Below are 21,703 nucleotides of genomic sequence, written 5' to 3'. Positions count from 1 at the left end.
GTTTTGATAGAATTGTAAATGGATAAATCCATATTTAAATAGATGAGGTTCGAGATGAAAACACTTAAATTAGATGAGAAAACATTTAAACTTGCAGAGAGAATTAAAAAAGACTTAAAAGCATCAGAAAACCTTGAAGTTCTTAAATGCAGTCAGTGTGGAATGTGCACATCAATATGTCCAGCAGCAAGACATACAGACTACGATCCAAGAGAAATAGTTAAAAGAGTGCTGGACAATGATGAAACTTTAATTACAGATGATATAATCTGGAATTGCTTTTACTGTTATACATGCCACAGCATTTGTCCTGTAAATAACAGCCCATGTGAAGCTAATCAAATTTTAAGACAAAAAGCAATTGACCATGGAAGAGGAAAACCTAAAATAGCCCCTTTTTCGGCATATGGTGATAGTTTCATTGAATTCGGACTTGGAGCAATTCCAAGTGACTTTTTCGATGATTTAATAAAAGAATACGGAAAAGAATGGCTTGAATTAAAAGTTAATTTAGAAGATATTAGAGAAGAACTAAATCTAGGGCCTATGTTATTACCAGAAAAAGATGTAAGTGACATTAACAAAATTTTGGAGAAGACAGGGTTTACTAAAAGACTAAAAAGAATAAAGGAATGTAGATATAAATAATTAAAATCATTTTTTAGATGGAATCATAATGTGAAGATTCTGGATGAATTTCTTCAATAAATCGAGTGTCAAAGATGTCTTCTTCTTTTAAACCGCTATTTATATAACCTAAATTTTTTAATACAGGTACAAATTTAAGTGTGGATTTAATATACTCTTTTGGAACACTTGCACAATATTTTGGGGATACATTATATGTTTTAAGCACAAAATCTTTACTAAGGACTTCAATTTCATCTACAGCTATATCTGCTGCATTATCAGGTTCATTTCTTATTAAATTAGAAGCATCTTCGTGTGCTTTAAGAAAATCAATTATAAATTCAGGATATTCATCAATTATTTCATTTCTTGCTACTATTCCATAGCTTGGGTTATATGGCCAGAGATTAGTTGGAGGAATGACAATATGAAAAGCCAACTTTTTTAAAGTAAGGATTGCAAAGGATGGTGTTCCAACACTGGCAGCTATTTCTCCATCAAATATAGCATCAGACATAAAATCTGCCCATGAATAATTTTTAATTTCAATATCAAGGTCTTTAGTAAATTCACGTATGATCACATCATGAATACATCCTTTTGATGGAGCTCCAATAGATTTACCTTCAAATTGCCTTAATACTTCTTTGATATTTCCTAGTTCATCGAAGGTTTTATATGAGTTAGAAGCAACCATAACTGTTCCTTCTACATGCCCTCCTCCAACGCATTTAACTTTTAAACCGTTTTCAATCCCAATCATGATTGGGGGAAGGCCAATGTATCCTAGATCGATATCATTTGAAACAAATGCATCCTTCATTGCAGGTCCTGTGGAAAATAGGGTCCATTCTAGATTATAATCACTTAAATTTCTTAAAGGCTCGTTTTTCAGTATAAATGAAGTGTGGTATATTGTAGATAGGTAACCTATGCGAATAAAAATTCCTCCTAGTTTTATCATATAACAATTGTTATAACCAGTTTTATCAAATTTCAGTTTCACAATGAAATTAAAAAAATTTGATTTTAGAAAGTAAAAAAGAGTTGTTTAGGTGTTGCGTTTTATCCCCCAGCAATAGTCTGGAAAAATACAACTTCATCTCCACTTCCCACTTCTGCTTCTAAGCCTCCAATAGCATCTAAATCTTCGCCATTTACAAGTATTTTCATGTAATCTCTTAAATTTCCTTCTTTATCAAACAGTGCATCTTTAAATTCATTTCCATATTTTTGAGTAAGAACATCAATTAAATTATCTACATTTCCAGTGTATTCAATATTTACAGATCTTTCCTTTGTAATATCTCTAAACCGTGCTAAAAATTTCAATTCAACCATAATAACTCTCCAATATAGTTTAATATTAAAATATCCTTTATTAATTTTTTAATTTAAATTTAAGTTGATAATAATTCATTTTGAAATTTCATTTGAAAAGCGATGTTTTTATAACTATTGTTATATATTAAGTTACTTATATCTTTTGTCAAAAAAATGTCTCAATTATAAAGAAAATTAAATTGGTGATGAATTATCCTGATTCATTTAGTCTAATAGAAGAAAACACTTTTTTCGTCTCCTCATCAAAATTAATTTTTTCTAGTACTTCTAAAAATTTGTCAAGTTTTGCATTTGTCTCTGGATATTTTGGAACAGCGCTGCATCCAGCGGCTGGCAGTATGGAAATGTCAAAGGTTCCTATTTTCTTTCCTATTTCTTCAATCTCACTTTTATCAAGCCCAATTAAAGGACTTAATATGGGCATATTTGTGGAATATCTTGTTGCAAGGATATTAGGGAGTGTTTGGGATGCAACCTGTCCTAAACTACTTCCATCAATGATTGCAAGAGCATTTTCCTGTTTTGCAAGTTTTTCAGCGATTTTGTACATCCCGCTTTTACATAAAACACACGTTAACCGGGGATTTGCCTTTTCGATGCAGTTTTTAAGATATTCTCCATAATTTGCTTCAAAAAACTTGAGTTTTGAAGGGGAATATTCTTCGAGTTTCTCAACAATTTTATGCACTTTTTCATTGGATTTGGAAGTATAAGGGTAATTGTTGAAATTGAGAACTATAATTTCACAGCCTCGTTTCATCATTAAAAACGCGGCAACAGGCGAATCAATGCCTCCAGATACAAGTGCAATTACTTTTCCCTGAGTTCCTACTGGAAGACCGCCTAATCCGGAAATTTTTTCATGGTAAATGTAGGTTTTATTTTCCCTAACTTCTACAAAAAGCTCAAAGTCAGGATTACTTAAATTAACCGGTGCATTGGTATTTTTAATTACTACTGAGCCGCAGAAACCTGCCATTTCCTGACTTGTGAATTCATGAGTTCCTACTCTTCGGCATCTTACTGCAAATGTATTTTTATCTGAAAATAAACCTTCAGATACTAATTTATCTACATATTTATCAATTGTTTGCTCTATACTGCTAAAATCAGTTTCTGTGGATACTGCAGGAGAAAATGATACTATTCCTATTGTTTTACCTAACACTTCCAATGCTTCATCAAAATTTTCAGGATATAGAAATATTCTACCCTGATTTATTTCTATTTCACATTTTAGTTTACTTTCTATATTTCTTATCAATTTATTTTCAAATCTTCGCCTTACTTTTGGGCTTTTAACTCCAATTTCTCCGTATCTTACAATTATAAGTTCATAATCCATTTAATTGCTCCTTTAATCCATTTTTTAATTTATTAATGAAATTTATTTTAATTAAGTCATTTTCTGCTGGTTTAATATTATATTTTAAAGTGCTTTATTAAAATTGCTTTAATTTTTAAATCCATTCTTGGTTCTTTATATATTTAAATAAAAATAGATTGATCATACATTATCAAAAATAAAAAAATTAATTCCTGTAGATTAATGCACCAAACCTTGCAGAAAACATGAGAATATAGGGTGCAACTATAAGTTGTGCTATGGTAAAACCAATTATATTAAAGGAACCTATTATTTCCTCTAATATAGGACCTCCAATATCCCACCCCTACAATTACAAACAAATATCCAATCATCAACCTCTTTAAACCTATTTGCCTAATTTTTTTAGTTATTTCAAAAAAACTAAATGCATCTTTGAAAGAACCTCCATTAAAAGCCATATGGGGAATAGCAACTGTAAAAATTATATCTGCAATAAATCCCAATAAAAGTCCAACAATTAAAAACAAAATAATAACATCATCATGAAGAGATGGCATTCCTAAATTTATCTCGGAAATAACGCTATCTAAAATGGAAATAAAGAGAACTGCAGGTATTAAAAAGTAAATAAATCCAATAATTATTTCATTCAGCCCATGTTTAAACATATGGATAAATTCATTGAATTCTGGAGGTTTTTCAATTCTCTGCACGCTTTTTTCAATGACTTTAAAGGTATAACCAGCTTCCAGAATTGTAAAAACAAGTACTATTATAAAAAACAGCAGTATAACCAGTATTAAAGCAAAGTGGCCAAAAATATCGTCAAGATAACCGAAAAAATCATTGTATCGACTAAACAGAAAACTACTTATAAAAATCATCAATCCTAGTAAAAAGAAGGGTTTTAATCCAGAAAATGGATATTTAGCAGCATCATATATAATTTCATATATTTTCATTCTTTAATTCTTATGATAATTAGATTAATTTAATATCTTATGCAGTGTTGGAATTTATGGTGTTTAAATGTTTTTATAATATCAAAAATCAACATACTATTAAATTAATTCAGTTATTAACATTTTAATAACTTAAAATGTAAAAATAAACCAAAAAATGAATCATATAAAGAATTTGAATACAAAATTAAATAATAGAACTAAAAAAATTAAATAGAATACTTTTTTTAAGCATTCAGATCCCATTAATCATGCAAACATATTTTTTGGCTCGTTTTTCTCGTTTTTGTGTAACTTCAAAGCATATTCCATATGCTCCCAGGTTACAGTATCCATATCATCAGAAATTGCCTTATGGAGGGCTGTTTTTAATAATCTCTCCTTAATATCCCTTCCAGACATTCCTTTACTTGCATTTGCCAATCTTTCAATGTTCACATCCACTTTAATGGGCATGGTTTTTATATAATTTTCAAGCATTATTTGTCTTTGCCCTTTATCCGGGATTTCAAACTCGATTTCCTCTTCAAAACGGCTTCTTATAGCAAAATCAAGTAAATAAGGGTTATTTGTTGCTCCTATTGTCACAACTCCATAATTCTGGTCTATTCCATCCATTTCAGTAAGGAGGGCATTTACAACCTCTGAAACATCCCCACGAAGTGATTGATATTTCCTGTCCAGCCCTATTGCATCCATTTCATCTATAAATATTACAGAAGGGGCAGATTGTGCTGCTGTTTCGAAAAGTTCATGTATTTGCCTTGCGCCATCACCAACATGTTCTCCTATAAGCCTTGTTGCTTTAACAAGGAATAGTGGAACTTTAAGTTCATTTGTAAGGGATTTTGCAAGCATTGTTTTCCCTGTACCTGGTTTTCCATGGAAAAGAACATTACGGGGTGCCCATTCTTTGAATTTCTCCGGTTCCTGTAAATATTTCATTATTATCTTACATTTTGTCTTTGCGCGTTCCTGACCAACAACATCTTCCATTTTAAGGTTGCTCTCAATTTTATTGAATTTTTTAATTTCCTCATTTTCAATCAGGACTATGGAAGTATTTGCAGTTATCTGGGAGTTATTAGGATGGGCTTTTATAATTTTGAATGCGAAATCAGGCAGTAATTTTTGATCAAAAAGAAAAGAACCTTCATTAACAGTGTATCCTTCCCACTGTTCCCTTGCGTAAAGTTCAAAAAGTTCTTTATCAAATATCTCTATTTTAGGATTTTCAACAAGATTGCAAAGGAAAGGATAACCAATAGACTCTAATGCAACTACTTTAGCCTCTTTTATAGGTCCGCCTTTATTTTGCGATGTTTTTTTCTCCATAATATATGAATCGGGTGCCATATTGTTAAATTTCACTAATACACCTTCCAGCGTTGATTATGTAAATAAAATTTAAATTAAAAAATCGTAGGTAATTAAATTTATTTTTATACATTTTCATGTTATCATATATACTATTATGGATAAAAACTTTGGCATTGATATAAATCCCTTTAAAAAGAGGAATATCCTTAAATTAAATATTTCAAGAATTGATTATAAAATTTAGATTGTTTTTTAGTTCGTCATATTACGGGGTTTAAAGAAGTAAAATAAGAAAAACTGTAAATCCCAAGAATTTTTTTTAAGCTTTTATTTGTCTATTGTTAATTCTTAGTTTTTTTATGCTTGTTCCAATTACAGCCCCAAAAATACCTAATAATACTATTGGGATAATAAGCCAAATTGTGTCTTCAATTACATAAAATATGTTGTACGGTACTTTATCTATGATAATCCAACTTAAATAATCGTATAATTGAAATATAATTAATCCTATTAGAGTAGCTAAAGCTCCATTTATAATGCCCACTCTATAATTTGACTTATTAATAAAAGCAGTGCTAAATCCTCCTATTAAGGGTATTAAAGCATATAATCCCAATAATAAGGGGAAAAGTTCTAAATTTCCATCTAAAGGTAAAAAAACCCTTCAAGAGATATAATAAATCCAATTAATGTTATTATACTTCCAATAACAATAGATTTCCAATTAATTAATTTAAATTCTTGATTTTCAATGCTTTCTTCCATAATACTTCTTTTCTAAAACTACCATAAAAAACTAACCCAAACCAACCCACGATCAGGAAAAAAATGTTAAAAATACGACGATATTTTAAAAATTACTTCTCATTTAATATTTTTTGATATTCTTTCTTCATTTCCTTTGAATCTATATCTAAGTATGGTGTTTCACAGATAAAAGTAACATTAAAACCATTTTCTGAAACGAGTTCTAATATAGGGGTGAGTGGAGGCCCGAAATTTTCATCTGCAAGCACATGATGTTTTCTCTCACCAGCGTCATTGTATTCAATTTTTGTAAAATGGGAATGAAGAGTTTTAATGCCCAATTCGCCCTCTATTCTATCAAATATTTTTGCATAATCATCTTTAGTTTTAATACTTCCTCCAGACCGTGCATGCATATGCGCAAAGTCCACTGTAGGTGCAAAATTATCAAATGTCTGACATATATCAATAATTTCATCAAGTGAACCAAACTGTGATTTTTTGCCGGTTGTTTCAGGCGCAAATGTATAATTCTTAATTCCATCACTCTCTATTTTCTCTAAAAGTTCTGCAATAGCTTCTTTACACTTTTTCATAGCCTCATCTGGAGAATATTTAGTATAAAAACCCATATGAAAAACTATTCTGTAAGCATTCAACCAGTCTGCTGCTTTTGCTGATTGAACAAGCCGTTCTATGGACTTTTTAATAGTATCGTCCTTCTGGGAGCATAAATTTATATAATAAGGGGCATGAATGGAAACTAGAATATCATTTTTTTCTGCATTATCTTTAAGTTCCAAACCGGACTGTTTTGATATTCTAACGCCATAAGTGGCTTGATATTCAAAGGCATCAAGCCCTATTTTTTTAATATAATCGCAAACTTCTGTTGTTTTACCTTTGTATCCAATAGGTCTTCCTGCAGGGCCAAATCGTATGTCTGATGTCATTTTATCACTGTTTTTTTAAGCTATTCTATTTTTAATATGGTATTTTTTGCATAACCTATTTGCTTTTTCAGCGAGTTCTCTCTGGTATTTTGGATCTGGATAAAATTTTTCTCCAAAAAGTTTTTTAGTTTTTTCTAAAAGTTCAGGAAAATATTTTTCGACTGTTTTATAGTAAACAGTCTTACAATCAGTTGGTCCATCCCCAAATAAGGTTAAACCAGCGGTTAAAATGGAGTCAGCACCGTAATTTTTGGCTAACACCACCATTTTTTCTATCTGTTTTTCAGAATCAGATAGAAATGGTAAAACAGGCATAAAACATACTCCTGTCCTGAAACCTAGGGCTTTAAACTTTTTCATGGTTTCTAATCTTTCTTTTGGTGTTGGGGCGTTTGGTTCAAATATTCTGGCCAGTTTTTCATCTGGAGTGGAGAAAGAAAATGAAATTATGGCTCCACCTCTTAATTTGGGTTTTAAGTCAGGAGGTAAAATAGCATTTTCGTTAATCTTTTTTAAAATATCTATATCTCTTAAAACTAATGTGGATCTGGTTAAAATACTAACTGGGAATCTAAATCGTGCTATTATTTTAAGCAGGCTTCTCGTTAATTTTATTTCTTTTTCAACTTCGTTATATGGCTCGGTAGATGATGCAATGCCAATAAACCCGTATTCTTTATTTTTTGCCCTTCTTTTCAGCTGTTTTTTCAAAATTTCTGCGGCATTTGATTTAACTTCGAGTTTGTGTGTTGTATCTCCCCCGTAATGACTTCCTCTAATGTAGCAGTAAAGACAATTATACGAGCATCCAAGATAAGGATTAAGTGAGTAATCTACTAAAAACCATGAATCACGCTTTTTAGCTTTATTTAAAATAGATTTTACCTCAACTTCGTTTACGGGTTTTCCAGCAGATTTTTTTCCAAAAAAATCATCTAAAGATATCTCTTCTCTAATTTTATCAAGCAACCACAAACTTACTTAGAAATTAAGACTTAATTTAAAATGTTTAGCTCAATAGATTCTTGTATAAGCTTTTTAATGTATTCAACATCAATATCAGATTCAGATTTAATTTTAATATGTCTTAATTTTTTTCCAGTACCTTCAAGACGATTTTCAGGGTCTTGAAACTCGGTACCTCTCCAGAATTCGATATTAATATGAGCTTTGTGAATAAGGATGGCGCATACATATCCTTCCTTTTCATATACAAGATTTTTCCATTTTATGACTTCATTCATATCTGGAAACATCTCTAAAATGAGATTACGCAGCTTCAGGGCAACTTTATTCATTTTTGGATTGTCTTTATCCAAATATTCATCTATATCTACTCTTTCAGGCATTATTTCACTTTTTTATTGATAAAATTGACTTAATTATATCCTAATTATGCTATTTTAGTACATTAATATATTAATTTAACCTATTAATTGAGTTTTAAACAATTCAGTATGGATCCCAGTCTTTAACTTCCTTATACTCGGGAAAGTCTCCATAATTATATGCATTGAACATTTTGCCCCAGGAAGTCTTTTTGAATTCAGTTATCTTTTTCTTTCCCAATGTTGGATACCAGAGTTTGTCGTGATAAAATTCAGATGCAAAGATGAAAGATTTAAACAGGGGAGAATTGAAGAGCAGCTGGTGAAGCCACCCTATATTCATGGTTTTTTTCCTGATCCTTTGATCCCATTTGATTATTGGACTTCTTTTCGTTTCAAAACCGAAATTTATTCTTTTAATGTCTTCAATATTGCCCTCTATTTCAATCTGGTCAACATCTCCTATTCCTAATCCTTTATCATGGGCCATTTTAATGTAATCTATTTTCAAAGGGTCAAATCCCATAATATTAGCTGCAATGGCATCAATTGCAACCTGATCTTCACTTGCAAGGATTATATTGCCAATAAAAGGTTCCATTGTCCGTGGCCCTGCTCCATTTCCACAAACCCCGCCATCCATCACTGCAAATATTCCTTTATGAATCTCTTTTTGAATAGAAAGCAGATCAACCAGGACTTCATGTATCTTTTTATGTGCATGGTGCCTGTATTTAGGAATTAAACCACCAAAAGCGTTTTTCATAGCTCCTGTGGTTGTTGTATGGCCGTGTGTTTTAACTGTAGGAAAATGAATCACATTGGAATCATAAAACATCTTTGGAACCCAAACTTCGCCGAATATTTCATTCATTGCAAGCATTTCAGACTTGGGCTTATGAGAAATCCATTCAACATCTGTTAGAGGTTTAAAGTCTACTTCATGGCTATTTAGGAGTGGCAGCCATTTGTTGTAGTACGCTCCTTTCCATGGGTGTGTAACAACTGTTTGATTCTCCACAGCCACAATATTCTTGTAATTATCAGTTTTTAGGGTATTTAACACACCTTCTAATTGCCATGGGGGGGTTGAACATGCCGGATAATAGAGCGTCCATGAAAGATTAAGTTTTAAAATTGTTTTCTCTTCCTTTTTCAAGGATTTTTTGTACTCTGCTAAATTCATCAGGGTATAATAATCATTAACTACGGTTTCAGGTGATGTTTTCATCGCTGCGACTTTTGACATCAGTTCACCTCTCTATCAATTTTAGTTGTTTCTAAAATAATTCTCTTTTTAAAAATTAGATATACACTGAATCCTAAAATTGCACCGTACCAAAGCGTACCGAATCTTATTATTATGGCCGTACCAATTGATACAGCCGAATTTAGTCCAAAATACTGAAGCAGACCGGTTATTGTGCCTTCAGCAATACCAAGACCTCCCGGAATCATACTTACAGCTCCTGCTAAGGATGCAAAGCTGAATACAAATGTTGATAAAATAATATTAATAGATTCTCCAAATCCTATTATAACATAATAGAGGGCAAGACATTCAAAAAACCATGCAAATGCGCTAACGAAAGACATGAAAACAAGTCCTTTAGGTGCCATTGTTTTTTCAAATGTTCTATGCATTGTTTTAATATCTCCAGAATATTTTCCTGCTCTTTTTTCGAGTATTGAAATTATTTTATTTGAAATCCATTTAGATTTAACTGCCATAAAAAATCCGGCAAATATTATAATCAAAATTATTAGAATGGATATCCCTTCTTTATAATAAAGAATTCCAAGTAAAGATAGGATTATTAGGCCTATTAAGTCTGTAAAACGGTCAATTATCACCACGGGGACAGTTTTACCTAAGCTTTCGCCATTTATATCCTTAATAAGCCATCCTTTCCAGATTTCCCCCACTTTTGCAGGGGTTATAATCATTCCAAGACCGCTGAAGAATACAAATAAGTTATCTTTCATGTTTAATTTGACCCCTGCAGTCTTAAGGAAAAAATTCCACTTATAAAATCTGATGAAATAAGCAATGGTGGTTAAAATTATCATTAAGGGAATAAATATTAATTTAAAATTTTTCATTGCTGATATTAATGTTTCCCAGTCGGCATATATGCACATTATAAGGTAAACTGCAACTGCAAAGAGAATTATCAGCCAGATCTTGTTTTTCGCCATAACTTAAGCACCTTTGTTATTCCATGGTTTAAAAAAATGGATCTCTTTCCAAATACTTTTAAATCGTTCTTTAATATAGCATTCCTTAAATCACAGGATTCTAAAATGACTCCTGCTTTACCTATTTCATATGGAAAATGGGCATCACTACCTCCAACTGCGGATAAATTGTGTTTTTTCGCATATGATGCCGCTCTTTCATTATATTTTTGATGGATGCATCGTGAATTAAATACTTCGATTGTATCTATGTATTTAGCATCTTCATTTTTAATGCGAAATGTTGATTTCCTTAATTTATCAAATGGATGTGGAGCAATCACTAAACCTCCCTGATCTCTGATTTCATCGCTAACATCATGAAATTCCTTTGATTTAATGTCTTCAGATAAAAAGAGTCCAGTTATTTCTCCTCTTGTAGTGGATACCTCTGAACCAATTAAAATCTTAAAATCTTCAGTCTCGTATTCTTTTGTCTTTAAACCACCTTTAATAGTATCATGATCCGTAATTGCAATTCCATCAAGTCCTTTTTTAATTGCAATCTTTACTATTTTTTTAGGATCAAGAATCCCATCACGAGAATACTTTGAATGAATGTGTAAATCATATTTCATAATTTAGTTCCTGTATTTTTATTAATCCAATATTTGCATCTTTTAAGATTATGGGAAATTAGTTAAAAACTCTTTATTTATTCCTAAAATTTGAAAATCACACTTCCGTAAAGTACGAATACAGCCAGGAGCACCCATAAAATAATGCTAAATAACATCCCTCTATCTTTAAAAAGCATTTCAGGCTCTCCACCAAAATTTTCTTTATGTACAAGATATATATATCTAAAAAGGCCGTAGAATGCAAAGGGAATTGTAAGCATTATAAATATTTTACCTGTAAAAAAGGTATAAAGGGAATATGACATAATTAAAGCACTTGTAGTTATATTGATCATCTGATCAAGCATTTCAGTTGAATATCCATCCAGAATTTTTCTATGATTCTCTGCATTTCCTCCAAGTATGATTAATTCATGTCTGCGCTTTCCAATTGCTAAAAATAACGCAAGCAGGAACGCACATATTATAAGCCATGGAGAAACCAGCACATCAATTGCAAGACATCCTGCAATTGCCCTTATTACAAAACCAGTGGAAATAATCATTATATCCACTATAATAAAATGTTTTAAGAACAGCGAATAAATCAATATTAACAGGAAGAATGTTAATGCTGAAATAAAGAACAATATATTAATTAAATAAGCAACAAATAAAGCCAGAATGATAAATATCGCTGCAAATACTAAAGCGTAATTTGGATTTAATCTTTCTGATGCAATGGGCCTCATCCTCTTTTGTGGATGGTTTTTATCCTTTTCAATATCGATAATATCATTCAATATATATATGCTGCCAGAAAGTGCGCAAAAAACTGCAAATGCACCAATTGCGCCAATCCATAGATTTAAATTTAAAAGATTAAATGAGAAAACAATTCCAACAAATATAACCAGATTTTTATACCATTGCCTTGGCCGCATTGAAATAATAAGTTCTTTTATCATTAAAATCACTGTAAATCATTGAAATATTCAAGATATATCCAATAATTCCACATTAATTCTTTGAATATATGTTAATTCCATCTAATAAAATCTATTAAAAAAGAGCAGATAATTCTATTATCAATCAATATCTTAAAATTTATTTATAAATAGAAAATTGATGGGATTCTTTAATTAAAGAATACCCATGGATTTGTTTGTTTTTTCAATGGATTTTTGAGGATCATCTTCCATTTCAAGCATGGCTCTTATTGCATCCACATTTTCTGGTACAACATCAGATTCCTGGTGAATTGCCTGCATATAATAGAGTTCTCCATCTACAATATTTAATGACTCTTCCCATACCCCAATTTCAAATAGATCGTTTCTTGAACGTCCTAATTCTTTTGCATATTCCATAAATTCGGCGGTTGAACCAAGACCTTCACTTGCTTTAAGTATAAGGACTCTGGAGGTGTTATTTAGAGTTTCTTTAATATCATCAACACTAACTTTAGATTCAAGTTCAACCATCAAATTGTGCTGGTGCATTAATGTTGTAGGTACTAATAAAGCTATCGTGGTTATATCAAGGCCATACATAACTGTTTTAACATCAGGTCCATGGTGTGAAGGTACTGTTGGGGGATTAGGAACAACAGCATTTATTGGGCCTTTTTTAACCTGCCTTGGGTCGGCACCTCTTCTTACCATCACTGCCCTTACTTTTTTAATTCCGCAGAGGTCATCTATTGGTTTAAGAGTCCTACAAAGTCCTGTTGTATTACATGACACAACTCTGGCATAATCTTTACCTATAACATCTTTATAGTTTGAGAATGAATTAAATGAAAGCCCTATTGCATCGTGTTTTTCTCCACCTTCAAAAATTGCTTTTAATCCTATTTTTTCGTAAATATTTTCCTTATTTTTTGCACCGATACCTTCAGGCGTACAGTCAACAACAATATCCAACTTTTCGAATAATTCGTCTGCAGTTCCTGTTACTTTGATCCCTGCTTCTTCAAAGGCGCTTTCTCTTTCAGGGACACTTATATAAAGATCATAACCTTTTTCGACAGCCATTCGGGCTTCAAAGTCAGGACTCCGCTTGGTAACTCCCACAATTTTCATATCATCCTGCGCAGAAACAGCGTCTGCAACTCTTTTACCAATTGTTCCGTAACCATTTATACCAACAGATTTCAAAAGATCAACTCCTATTCAAATATTAATCTTTAACTTTTAATTATAATATAAATTTTATCGCTATATAAATAAAGTTATTTCCATCAATGCCATTTTAAGCAGATTGTTGAAATATGGAAAAGCTATTAATACTGGAATGCATTTTAATATAAATTTCCGAGGCTTAAGCCTTTTATTTTTGATAATATTTTTATTTTGATGCTTTCTAATGAATATTATTTTAATTTCATTTCTCTGCAAGTTCTGTAATAATACCTTCTAAAAATACTCTTGTTGATATCTCAAATAGGGTTCCAAAGGGTGTTAATGGTTCATATTCTCCGGATACTCTCCTTTCGATATAATTCTTGGTTTTTGCTTTTATTCTACCAGGTATTACAATTACAAGGTCTGAGATTTGGGCAAGCGGCGAATCAGAAAAAGAAGTTATGGATATAATATCGGCACCAAGCTCATGTGCCTTTTTTGTAATGGTCAAGGTTGGTTCAGTTTCTCCAGATCCAGATATTGCTAAAAGAACATGTGTCTTCTCAATTCCAGGTACAACTGTTTCGCTTACTACATAGACATTCCGACGGATTTCACTTAATCTTGAAGCAAAAGACTTTCCAACAAGTTCTGATTCTCCATAACCGCATATAAATATCTTTGGAGCATTAATTAAGTAACTTTCCATGAGTTTAACGGCTTCATCATCAATATCCAGAGATTTAATATGGGATGTAATTTCTTCAATCACTATTCTTAACATAAAAACACCAGTTATATAGTTAATATATTCCTTGCATTATATATTACTTTTGATTTTTTTAATGCTTTAAATGGAAAAATAATGGTTTTTATCCTTTATATATAATTAAATAGTCCTTAAATGCGCTATTAGATTTAATTTATTTAAATTAAATAATTAAAATAGCATGGGATGTGTTTTATGGATTTATTGTAAAAGATAGGCAATATACTAATGTAATTTGTATATTAGATATATAAATAAAAATAGTAGTTAAAATATTTGATTTAATGGGTTTAAAAAATAAAAAAGTAGGAAATTGAAAATTTCCTTTTACATAGCATCCAGTTTCTCTGGTAAATATGTATCAACTACATATTCAAGACCATATTTAGAAAATGACTGCTGTTCTGCTTTTTTACCGATTTTAAGCATTTTCTTAATTTCAGTTTTCCAGTATTCATCCCTATAACGAGGATCTTTAAGCAGTTCTTTAAGTCTTAAAACATCAATATCCTTCAATGGATCAGTTGGAAGGTCATAATTAATTATATCACTTGCTGTTACTCCTAAAAACTTAGCATCAGGCGTTGCTAAGTCGTGATTAACGTGAGCAAGCTTTGCACTTCCAGATATTATAACCATGGCGATGTGGAATCCCCATGGATCTCCGTCGTTACAGATGTAAACAGGTAAATTGAGCTCGGTGTTAACACGTTTTAAGAATCTTCTTGTTGCTCTTGCTGCCTGGCCTTTAAGTCCAACAATAAGGGTATCGAATTTATCATAAGCCTTCTCTTGAACTAATCTGTGGAACATCCCCATTGTTTCTACTGCAATTACTCTTTGCACGTCGTGATCTACAAATTCAGTATCGTCAATGGTTGGAGATATTGTGTAACCTGATTTACCTGATTTTAGGGCATTAATTTCAACATCATCCTCTTTAAGAACGATATTACCATAAACTGAAGCTCCATCTTCTTCTGGCATTAATCCAAGGTCTTCTCTTGACATTCCCAGTGTAACTTCAAGGTCTTCACCAACAATGTTTGATTCCTGCTGATCTCCAAAATCAACATCCCAGCTTTCTGAAATATAATAAAGCTCCCTCAAAGTCGCTGTTTTATTTGTTCTTATAAGATCTTTACAGAAATTGGCTGTATAGACCATTTGAGCTATCTTTTTAATTTGTTTAACATTACCAAGTGATCTTTTACCGTATCTATCTCCTAAAACATAGTATCTCTTGGCTTCATCATAAACCAAATTAGAAGTACCTCTGGAAGGCACTTTGATTGAAGGAACGTTAGCATTATTAACGTCTTCTATAATTTGTGCTCCTAATCCCTTGAGCTTGTTTATTGCGACATCTCTTCTATTTAGCATGAATATCCTCCAGTATCTTTGGTTTCCTTGTTACTTTTGCTAATACGTCATCATATTCAGGAACATCTTTCTCAGCAAGCATTGCTGCTTCTCTTAATATTACTGGCACATAAGTTTCAAATATTTTTGAACGCATGGCTTCTTCTTTAGCGGCTCTTTTTGCATTCAGATACTTCTGCAAGCTTCTTGCAATTTTCATTGTGGCTTGCCTTACTTCCTGCATAATTTCTTCTTCAGGAGCAACACTCTGCTTTCCTGTAGACATGTAAGGAACATGGGTGGATATGATATTTGCAAATACAGTTATTGGGGCATTTTCAAGGTCTCTTATCCCATAACGTTTCCAATCTATGCTTTTAAGAGCTTCTGTTATACCACAGCTTCCCTGATCGAAAGTTAGGGGAACTCTGTTTGCAAAACGCATTATTTCTGCTTTTTTCTGCTCTCCAACAACTCTTCCTGATTTTCCACCGTAGGCAATTCCTGCCTCAATAATAAAGGATACTCCTCCTTTATATGTTTTAGGTTTTCTGGTGATTGTTTTTACATATTCAGGTTCTAATATTTCTCTCATACCTTTTTCGATCTGTTCTTCACCGATTGGGATTAATCCTGCTGTGGGAGGTGCCATAAAATCCATTTTCTGGAATAATTCCACGATTTGTTCTGCTTCTTCCCATTTCATGTCTTTAGGGCGCTTGTTAAAGTCAATTCCAGTTATTTTTTCAATTTCATCAATTCTTTTATTTGACATTCTTGAAAGGGAACTGGTTAGTAAGCTTCTAAATCTTCTTTTATCTGTATGCTTTGCCATAAAGATTAAATCATCTGCTGTTACTCCTTTTGGGTGAGGAAGCACTTCTTTAGGCATTGGGGGGATTTCATCTGTTGCCCTATCAAATATGAATTTATGACCTGTTGGATCTCTGAATATAATTTTAGCGTGTGGATTTGCAATCATAGTCCTTCTTATGTATTCAAATGCTCCCTGTTCACTTAAAGAATAGGAAACTTCTTTGAAGTGAAGTTCCATGCTTACGCCAGTTTCCTCAAGATCAATTTCTTTTTTATCTAAGATAAGCCCTTGATTAGTCTTTACATCCATTTTGAATGTCATTTCAACTCCTTTAATCTTATCTCCTTCTTTATACCCTGAGGTGATTTTTACAGGCATTCCGGTTGTCATTTGTGATAATAAAACACATCCACTACAACCTAATCCTTGCTGTCCTCTTGATTGAATACTTCTAAACTTAGAACCAGCAAACATGGTACAGAATACCTTAGTTACAAAATTTTCAGGGATACCAGGTCCATTGTCCTTAAGATATAAAATATAATGATCCTTGTTAACTCTTTTAAGGTCTATTGTTATTTCTGGTAGAATCCCTGCTTCTTCAGCAGCATCAAGACTGTTTGTAATCAATTCGTGGAATACTATTGTTAATGATCTTATTTTACCAGAAAAACCAAGCATCTGTTTGTTTCTTCTGAAAAATTCAGATGCTGTAAGCTCTTTAAACTCTTCAAAAAGTTCAGATGCCTCTCTTTCTGCAGATACTACGGTTTCAATAGACATTTCTTTTTCCAAAGATTTTTCTCTTTCCAAAGTTAGCCTCCTTTATTCCATAATTTTTTTAAGCGTAATTTTAATCTTTAATTACAATATTTTCAAATTCCTTCCTTTTAAGTTCCTGTTTTTTTCTTTCTAAAAATGAATAGACAGTTTTATGCCTTACACCATCTAAAATCATTTCAACAGCTTCTTTTGCAATCTGTATCCTTTCCATATCTCCAATAAGTGCTACAGTCTTACCATACACAGACACATCAACATTGGTCATTTCTTTAATTATTTCCTTAGTTCTGCCTTCTCTACCAATTATCCTACCCTTTTGTCTTAAAATTGCTTTTTTTGATTTCCCAACAAAATCCGGTAAGTTGATTATTTCTAAAATAAAGTCATCATTAATTAGTTTTAGAGCTGTTTCTGGGCTAAAACCTCTACCTATTGCTTTCACAATATATCTGGTTTTCCATACACCAAGTGGATCTTCCATGTCTTCAGTTGGAACAATGGTGATGCTGCCAGTTTCACTTTCAATATCCAGCTCAGTCTGTGTCATATTTTCAACATGTTCTTTCGTAACGCCGTCTTTTCCAATTAGGACTCCAATTCTTTCCTTTGGAATCTTAAGATATTCAGTGTTAGGCACTTTTTCACCTCAAAATTTAATATGTAATTCAGAAAATACGAAGCATGCAAACACGAAGTGTTTGCGCATGCAAATCGAAAGATTTGCAGTTCAGGAAACCTAGGTTTCCTTCAAGGTCAAATGAAATTTGACAATATTTTCTTCAACTTAAATAATATTTCAATATGCGATGTAATATACTTTTCTATCCTTATAAATCCTTAATCGCGCTTTTTATTTCTTCATTAGATATATTGATCTTTAATTTCTTAAAATCTTTTACGATGTTATCTATATCTCTATTTAAGAGCTCGTTAGAGATTGGATGATCACGAGTCATACCTTGTGAAATGTCGATAATTACAGGATCTCCATCTTGAATTAGAATGTTGTAACTTGAAAGATCACCATGTACAAGCCCTGCTTCTTGATATAAAAGTTTCATATTGTTAATTACTTTATTTAGAAGTTCTTCAGGGTCTTGAATTTCGGAATGCCTCATGGGAAGCGCTGCATCTCCTTCTTCATCTCCAATAAATTCCATTACAAGTACATTATTTTTTGCAATAAGGGGCTTTGGGACATTTACTCCGGCTTCATAGGCTCTTTGAAGATTTCTAAATTCTTTTGTAACCCATGCATTTACAAGCTGGCGTTTATTACCAGTTCGAACATTGAATCTGGGATCCCCTTGTATATAGTTCTGCATTTTCTTAAAATCAGAAGTTGTAACTCTGTATATTTTAACTGCTACAAAGTTATCATCTTCGTCCAAGCCTTTAAACACATTTGCCTCTTTTCCAGTGCTTATTGCACCATTTAAGCGGTGAATATAACCAGTATTTGCCAGTTTATACAGTGTTTTCAAGGTTATGCTATCAAATACCTCACTACCAACCCTTTTATCTTCAACGCTTTTAATTCTCTTTTCAGATAGCATTTTTCTTAAAATGTCATCTGCTTTTGATATTTTAGAGCCCATAATTAACTCACACTAATTTCTTGGCTTATCCTTAAAATTAAAACATTATCAAAACGATTAAAATTATTAAAATTTAATAATCATTTAAGAATTTTAAAATTTAAATGATTATAGGTTTAAATAACCTCTACGTTCAAGCCAGTTTGCCTCTGTTCTTGTATATCTCCAGATAACGTCAGCTTTTTCATCACTCTGGAAATCCCATGGTTTTACAAGAACTACATCCCCTTCACGGATCCAGATCCTTTTTTTCATTTTTCCAGGGATTCTGGCAAGTCTGATTTTACCATCATCGCATCTTACTTTTAGTTTTCCATGCCCTAATATTTGCTCAACAACACCAGCTATTTCCCCTTTTCGTGGAGATCTAACTCTCCTCATTTCTTGAGTCCCTTGTCCTTGTTTACCTTGTCCTCTTCTCAAATACTCTCCTCCATTATGTTTTAGAAAGTTATAAATATCTTCTATTTTATAGTATTTAGTTTAAAAGATCGCAGTAACTAAGATAAACAACTTATATAAATGTATTAATATTGAAAAAGTGTCAAATATATTACGCTGTTTTTCAGTAAATGAAACCTTTTTAATAAACTAAATTACTTTTTTCAAGTATTGGGATATATATTCTTAATCAGTTATAATACTTTTGCAAAAATGAAGAATGATCACTAAATTAAAATTGGTTTAATTCCATTATAAATTGAATTCCCCATTAAAAGAAGTTTTTTATTTATTATCAGTAATAATCCATGTATAAAAGCAAATAAGGAATCTTTTGAGGGATTTTAATTTTTATATTAGCATATGTCTAACTTTTGTGTTTGATAGGGTTTGTATTCTTAGCATCTAAATGATAAAAATAAAAAACTGCAGCTCAATAATACCTTATTTTTTCACATATACAGAAATTATATTTTTAACAATTTAAAATAAATTAAATAAAAAAATATTTTAAACTTAAAACATATTTTTGTTAGCATGCTTAATAAATCGTCATATCATATTTCTTTATAAATAAATGTTTAAAACAGTATTTAAATAATTTAGAAGATTTAAATGTGATTTAAATGGGAAAAGAATTTTTAAAAATAATGGATTCTGATGAAGTCAATGAAATAATTAATAATATCAAGATTAAAAAAGAAATTGAGAAAATAAAATTAGAAAAGGCCTACAGGAGAGTTCTTGCTGAAGATATGCATGCAGCAATTGACCTTCCGCCTTTTAATAGAGCATCAATGGATGGATATGCTGTAAAAGTGGAGGATACATTTGGTGCATCTGAAGATAATCCTGCGGTATTGAAACTTATAGAAACGGTTAGGGCTGGGGGATCAGCTTCCAGAAAAGTTGAAAAAGGAACATGTATTGAAATCAGTACAGGAGCTCCAGTTCCAGAAGGTGCAAATGGAATAGTAATGGTTGAATTTACAGAAAATAAGGATGGAAATATTTATATTTATAAGAGCGCAGCCCATAATCAGTATATTGCTCCAAAGGGTTCTGATATTTCCAGAGATAAAATCCTCTTAAAAGCAGGAACACTACTTACACATGATAAAATAGGTGTATTGGGTGCAATAGGTATTACAAATGTGCCGGTATTTAAAAAACCTAAGATTGCAGTGATATCAACGGGAGATGAGATAGTTAAACCAGGAAACGAACTAAAATACGGTAAAATATATGATATAAACTCTTTAACCATTTCAAATGCTGTGAAAACCTGTGGATGCACGCCAGTATATTCGGACATTGCAAAAGATAATTATGAAGATCTTAAATGTAAAATAGAAGAACATTTGGATGCTGATGTTATAATAACTTCTGGTGGGACTTCTGCAGGTACAGGGGATGTTCTGAGGGCCGTACTGGATGATATTGGAGAAGTTTTTGTACACGGAATTGCGGTAAAACCAGGTAAACCCACTATAGTTGGTGTAGTAAATGGGAAAACTATTTTTGGCCTTCCAGGATATCCTGTAGCTGCATTAATGGTATTCCATGTTTTTGTTTCTTCATTTTTACGAAAGATGGCATCTATGCCTGATGATATAAAATCTGATCCATTAAAACTTAAGATTTCAAGAAGATTTCATTCTTCAAGGGGAAGGCACCAATATGCTTTTGTAAAAATAGAAAATAATATTGCATACCCCATATTAAAAGATTCGGGGGCAATAACGGCAGTTGCAGAAGCTGATGGTTATTTTGAAGTGCCTAAAAATGTAGAAATAGTTGAAGAAGGATCTGAGATTGAAGTGATTCCTTTAGAAATTATTTAGTTTGGTTTAAAATATTTATAATGGGATTTCCATTCCATTTATTTCATTTTCTATTTCTAAATCACTTTTTTTACCGCTATTGGTGATTGCAAAAGTTTTAATTACATTTCCACCTTTTTCTTTAGTCATTTTGCTCATTAGATTAAGTACATCCTCATAATTTGCTCCGCCTAAGGTTACGAAGAGAATGATATTTTTTCCAGCAATTTTAAAGTTTTGTATCATTGTGTTGAATGCAGGTGTCGGTCTACTGCCCCAAACAGGGGTTCCAAAGCATAGTATGTCATAATTTGTAGTATCAACATTGCTGGGTTCTATATTGGTGATTTTTGAACCTCTTGCATCAAATGCAGCCCTCATAAAATTTAGTATTCCCATCCTATTTTTAAGATCTTTAATTTCAATTAAATCTCCTGATATTTTATTTGCAAGCGCATTTGCAGCTATTTTCGTCTTCCCAGTTCTTGAATAATACATTACAGCAGATTTCAATTTAACAACTCCTAAAATTTTAAATTTTTACACTTTTATTATATAGACATTTGATT

22 protein-coding genes are annotated in these 21,703 nt (G+C 31.8%); 2 read left to right on the top strand and 20 right to left on the bottom strand.

The features are described from left to right. Positions 1-54 precede the first annotated feature (54 nt). A complete protein-coding gene (locus QMD61_03495; protein ID MDI6723692.1) occupies positions 55-648 on the top strand; it encodes a 4Fe-4S dicluster domain-containing protein in 594 nt (197 codons plus the stop codon). Positions 649-661: 13 nt separating this feature from the next. Here the strand turns inward: QMD61_03495 and QMD61_03490 are convergent, their stop codons facing one another. From QMD61_03490 to eif1A, 19 genes are all read right to left on the bottom strand, one after another. After that, the gene (locus QMD61_03490; GenBank protein MDI6723691.1) at positions 662-1,594 is read right to left on the bottom strand and encodes an ABC transporter substrate-binding protein; all 933 of its coding nucleotides are present in this window, start codon (positions 1,592-1,594) and stop codon (positions 662-664) included. 101 nt (positions 1,595-1,695) lie between these two features. Next, on the bottom strand, positions 1,696-1,971 hold the full coding sequence (locus QMD61_03485; GenBank protein ID MDI6723690.1) for a MoaD family protein: 276 nt from the start codon (positions 1,969-1,971) through the stop codon (positions 1,696-1,698). A gap of 193 nt (positions 1,972-2,164) precedes the next feature. Continuing rightward, entirely contained in the window at positions 2,165-3,319 is a 1,155-nt protein-coding gene (thiI, locus tag QMD61_03480; protein MDI6723689.1) for a tRNA uracil 4-sulfurtransferase ThiI, read from the bottom strand. A 278-nt stretch (positions 3,320-3,597) separates the two neighbouring features. Then, the gene (locus QMD61_03475; GenBank protein ID MDI6723688.1) at positions 3,598-4,266 is read right to left on the bottom strand and encodes a DUF4013 domain-containing protein; all 669 of its coding nucleotides are present in this window, start codon (positions 4,264-4,266) and stop codon (positions 3,598-3,600) included. Positions 4,267-4,515: 249 nt separating this feature from the next. Next, the gene (locus tag QMD61_03470; protein MDI6723687.1) at positions 4,516-5,637 is read right to left on the bottom strand and encodes an AAA family ATPase; all 1,122 of its coding nucleotides are present in this window, start codon (positions 5,635-5,637) and stop codon (positions 4,516-4,518) included. 809 nt (positions 5,638-6,446) lie between these two features. Continuing rightward, positions 6,447-7,289, bottom strand: a complete 843-nt coding sequence (locus QMD61_03465) for a TIM barrel protein (protein MDI6723686.1) — start codon at positions 7,287-7,289, stop codon at positions 6,447-6,449. 15 nt (positions 7,290-7,304) lie between these two features. Continuing rightward, the gene (locus tag QMD61_03460; protein MDI6723685.1) at positions 7,305-8,258 is read right to left on the bottom strand and encodes a radical SAM protein; all 954 of its coding nucleotides are present in this window, start codon (positions 8,256-8,258) and stop codon (positions 7,305-7,307) included. Between the two features lie 26 nt (positions 8,259-8,284). Then, the gene (locus QMD61_03455) at positions 8,285-8,638 is read right to left on the bottom strand and encodes a DUF1801 domain-containing protein (GenBank protein ID MDI6723684.1); all 354 of its coding nucleotides are present in this window, start codon (positions 8,636-8,638) and stop codon (positions 8,285-8,287) included. 103 nt (positions 8,639-8,741) lie between these two features. Continuing rightward, positions 8,742-9,866, bottom strand: a complete 1,125-nt coding sequence (locus QMD61_03450) for a DUF362 domain-containing protein (GenBank protein ID MDI6723683.1) — start codon at positions 9,864-9,866, stop codon at positions 8,742-8,744. Further along, the gene (locus QMD61_03445) at positions 9,866-10,816 is read right to left on the bottom strand and encodes a lysylphosphatidylglycerol synthase transmembrane domain-containing protein (protein MDI6723682.1); all 951 of its coding nucleotides are present in this window, start codon (positions 10,814-10,816) and stop codon (positions 9,866-9,868) included. Before QMD61_03445 ends, QMD61_03450 begins: the two co-directional genes overlap by 1 nt. Then, on the bottom strand, positions 10,792-11,433 hold the full coding sequence (locus QMD61_03440; protein MDI6723681.1) for a PHP domain-containing protein: 642 nt from the start codon (positions 11,431-11,433) through the stop codon (positions 10,792-10,794). The genes QMD61_03445 and QMD61_03440 overlap by 25 nt, the downstream gene beginning before the upstream one ends. An 83-nt stretch (positions 11,434-11,516) precedes the next feature. After that, on the bottom strand, positions 11,517-12,383 hold the full coding sequence (locus QMD61_03435) for a decaprenyl-phosphate phosphoribosyltransferase (protein MDI6723680.1): 867 nt from the start codon (positions 12,381-12,383) through the stop codon (positions 11,517-11,519). A 174-nt stretch (positions 12,384-12,557) separates the two neighbouring features. Next, positions 12,558-13,574, bottom strand: coding sequence for a phosphorylating glyceraldehyde-3-phosphate dehydrogenase (locus QMD61_03430; GenBank protein MDI6723679.1), 1,017 nt, complete (start codon positions 13,572-13,574; stop codon positions 12,558-12,560). Between the two features lie 226 nt (positions 13,575-13,800). Further along, positions 13,801-14,325, bottom strand: coding sequence for an SIS domain-containing protein (locus QMD61_03425; protein MDI6723678.1), 525 nt, complete (start codon positions 14,323-14,325; stop codon positions 13,801-13,803). A 312-nt stretch (positions 14,326-14,637) separates the two neighbouring features. Further along, positions 14,638-15,693, bottom strand: coding sequence for a DNA topoisomerase IV subunit A (locus tag QMD61_03420; GenBank protein ID MDI6723677.1), 1,056 nt, complete (start codon positions 15,691-15,693; stop codon positions 14,638-14,640). Continuing rightward, positions 15,683-17,272 (bottom strand): DNA topoisomerase VI subunit B, encoded by a 1,590-nt coding sequence (gene top6B / locus QMD61_03415; protein ID MDI6723676.1) that lies wholly within the window; start codon positions 17,270-17,272, stop codon positions 15,683-15,685. Before top6B ends, QMD61_03420 begins: the two co-directional genes overlap by 11 nt. A gap of 70 nt (positions 17,273-17,342) precedes the next feature. Continuing rightward, complete coding sequence (locus QMD61_03410) at positions 17,343-17,909, bottom strand: KH domain-containing protein (protein ID MDI6723675.1); 567 nt, start codon at positions 17,907-17,909, stop codon at positions 17,343-17,345. A 190-nt stretch (positions 17,910-18,099) separates the two neighbouring features. Beyond that, the gene (locus QMD61_03405) at positions 18,100-18,870 is read right to left on the bottom strand and encodes a serine protein kinase RIO (protein MDI6723674.1); all 771 of its coding nucleotides are present in this window, start codon (positions 18,868-18,870) and stop codon (positions 18,100-18,102) included. Positions 18,871-18,978: 108 nt separating this feature from the next. Then, on the bottom strand, positions 18,979-19,293 hold the full coding sequence (gene eif1A, locus QMD61_03400) for a translation initiation factor eIF-1A (protein MDI6723673.1): 315 nt from the start codon (positions 19,291-19,293) through the stop codon (positions 18,979-18,981). Positions 19,294-19,937: 644 nt separating this feature from the next. Here eif1A and QMD61_03395 point away from each other — a divergent pair. Continuing rightward, on the top strand, positions 19,938-21,155 hold the full coding sequence (locus tag QMD61_03395; protein ID MDI6723672.1) for a molybdopterin-binding protein: 1,218 nt from the start codon (positions 19,938-19,940) through the stop codon (positions 21,153-21,155). Positions 21,156-21,170: 15 nt separating this feature from the next. On the opposite strand, the gene QMD61_03390 is transcribed toward QMD61_03395, so the two are convergent. Further along, complete coding sequence (locus QMD61_03390) at positions 21,171-21,647, bottom strand: flavodoxin (GenBank protein MDI6723671.1); 477 nt, start codon at positions 21,645-21,647, stop codon at positions 21,171-21,173. Between the last annotated feature and the right edge of the window lie 56 nt (positions 21,648-21,703).

This window comes from Methanobacterium sp., from assembly GCA_030017655.1.
GTDB lineage: Archaea > Methanobacteriota > Methanobacteria > Methanobacteriales > Methanobacteriaceae > Methanobacterium_D.
The sequence above is the reverse complement of the archived record's forward strand: the minus strand, read 5'-3'. Positions and strand labels throughout refer to the sequence as shown.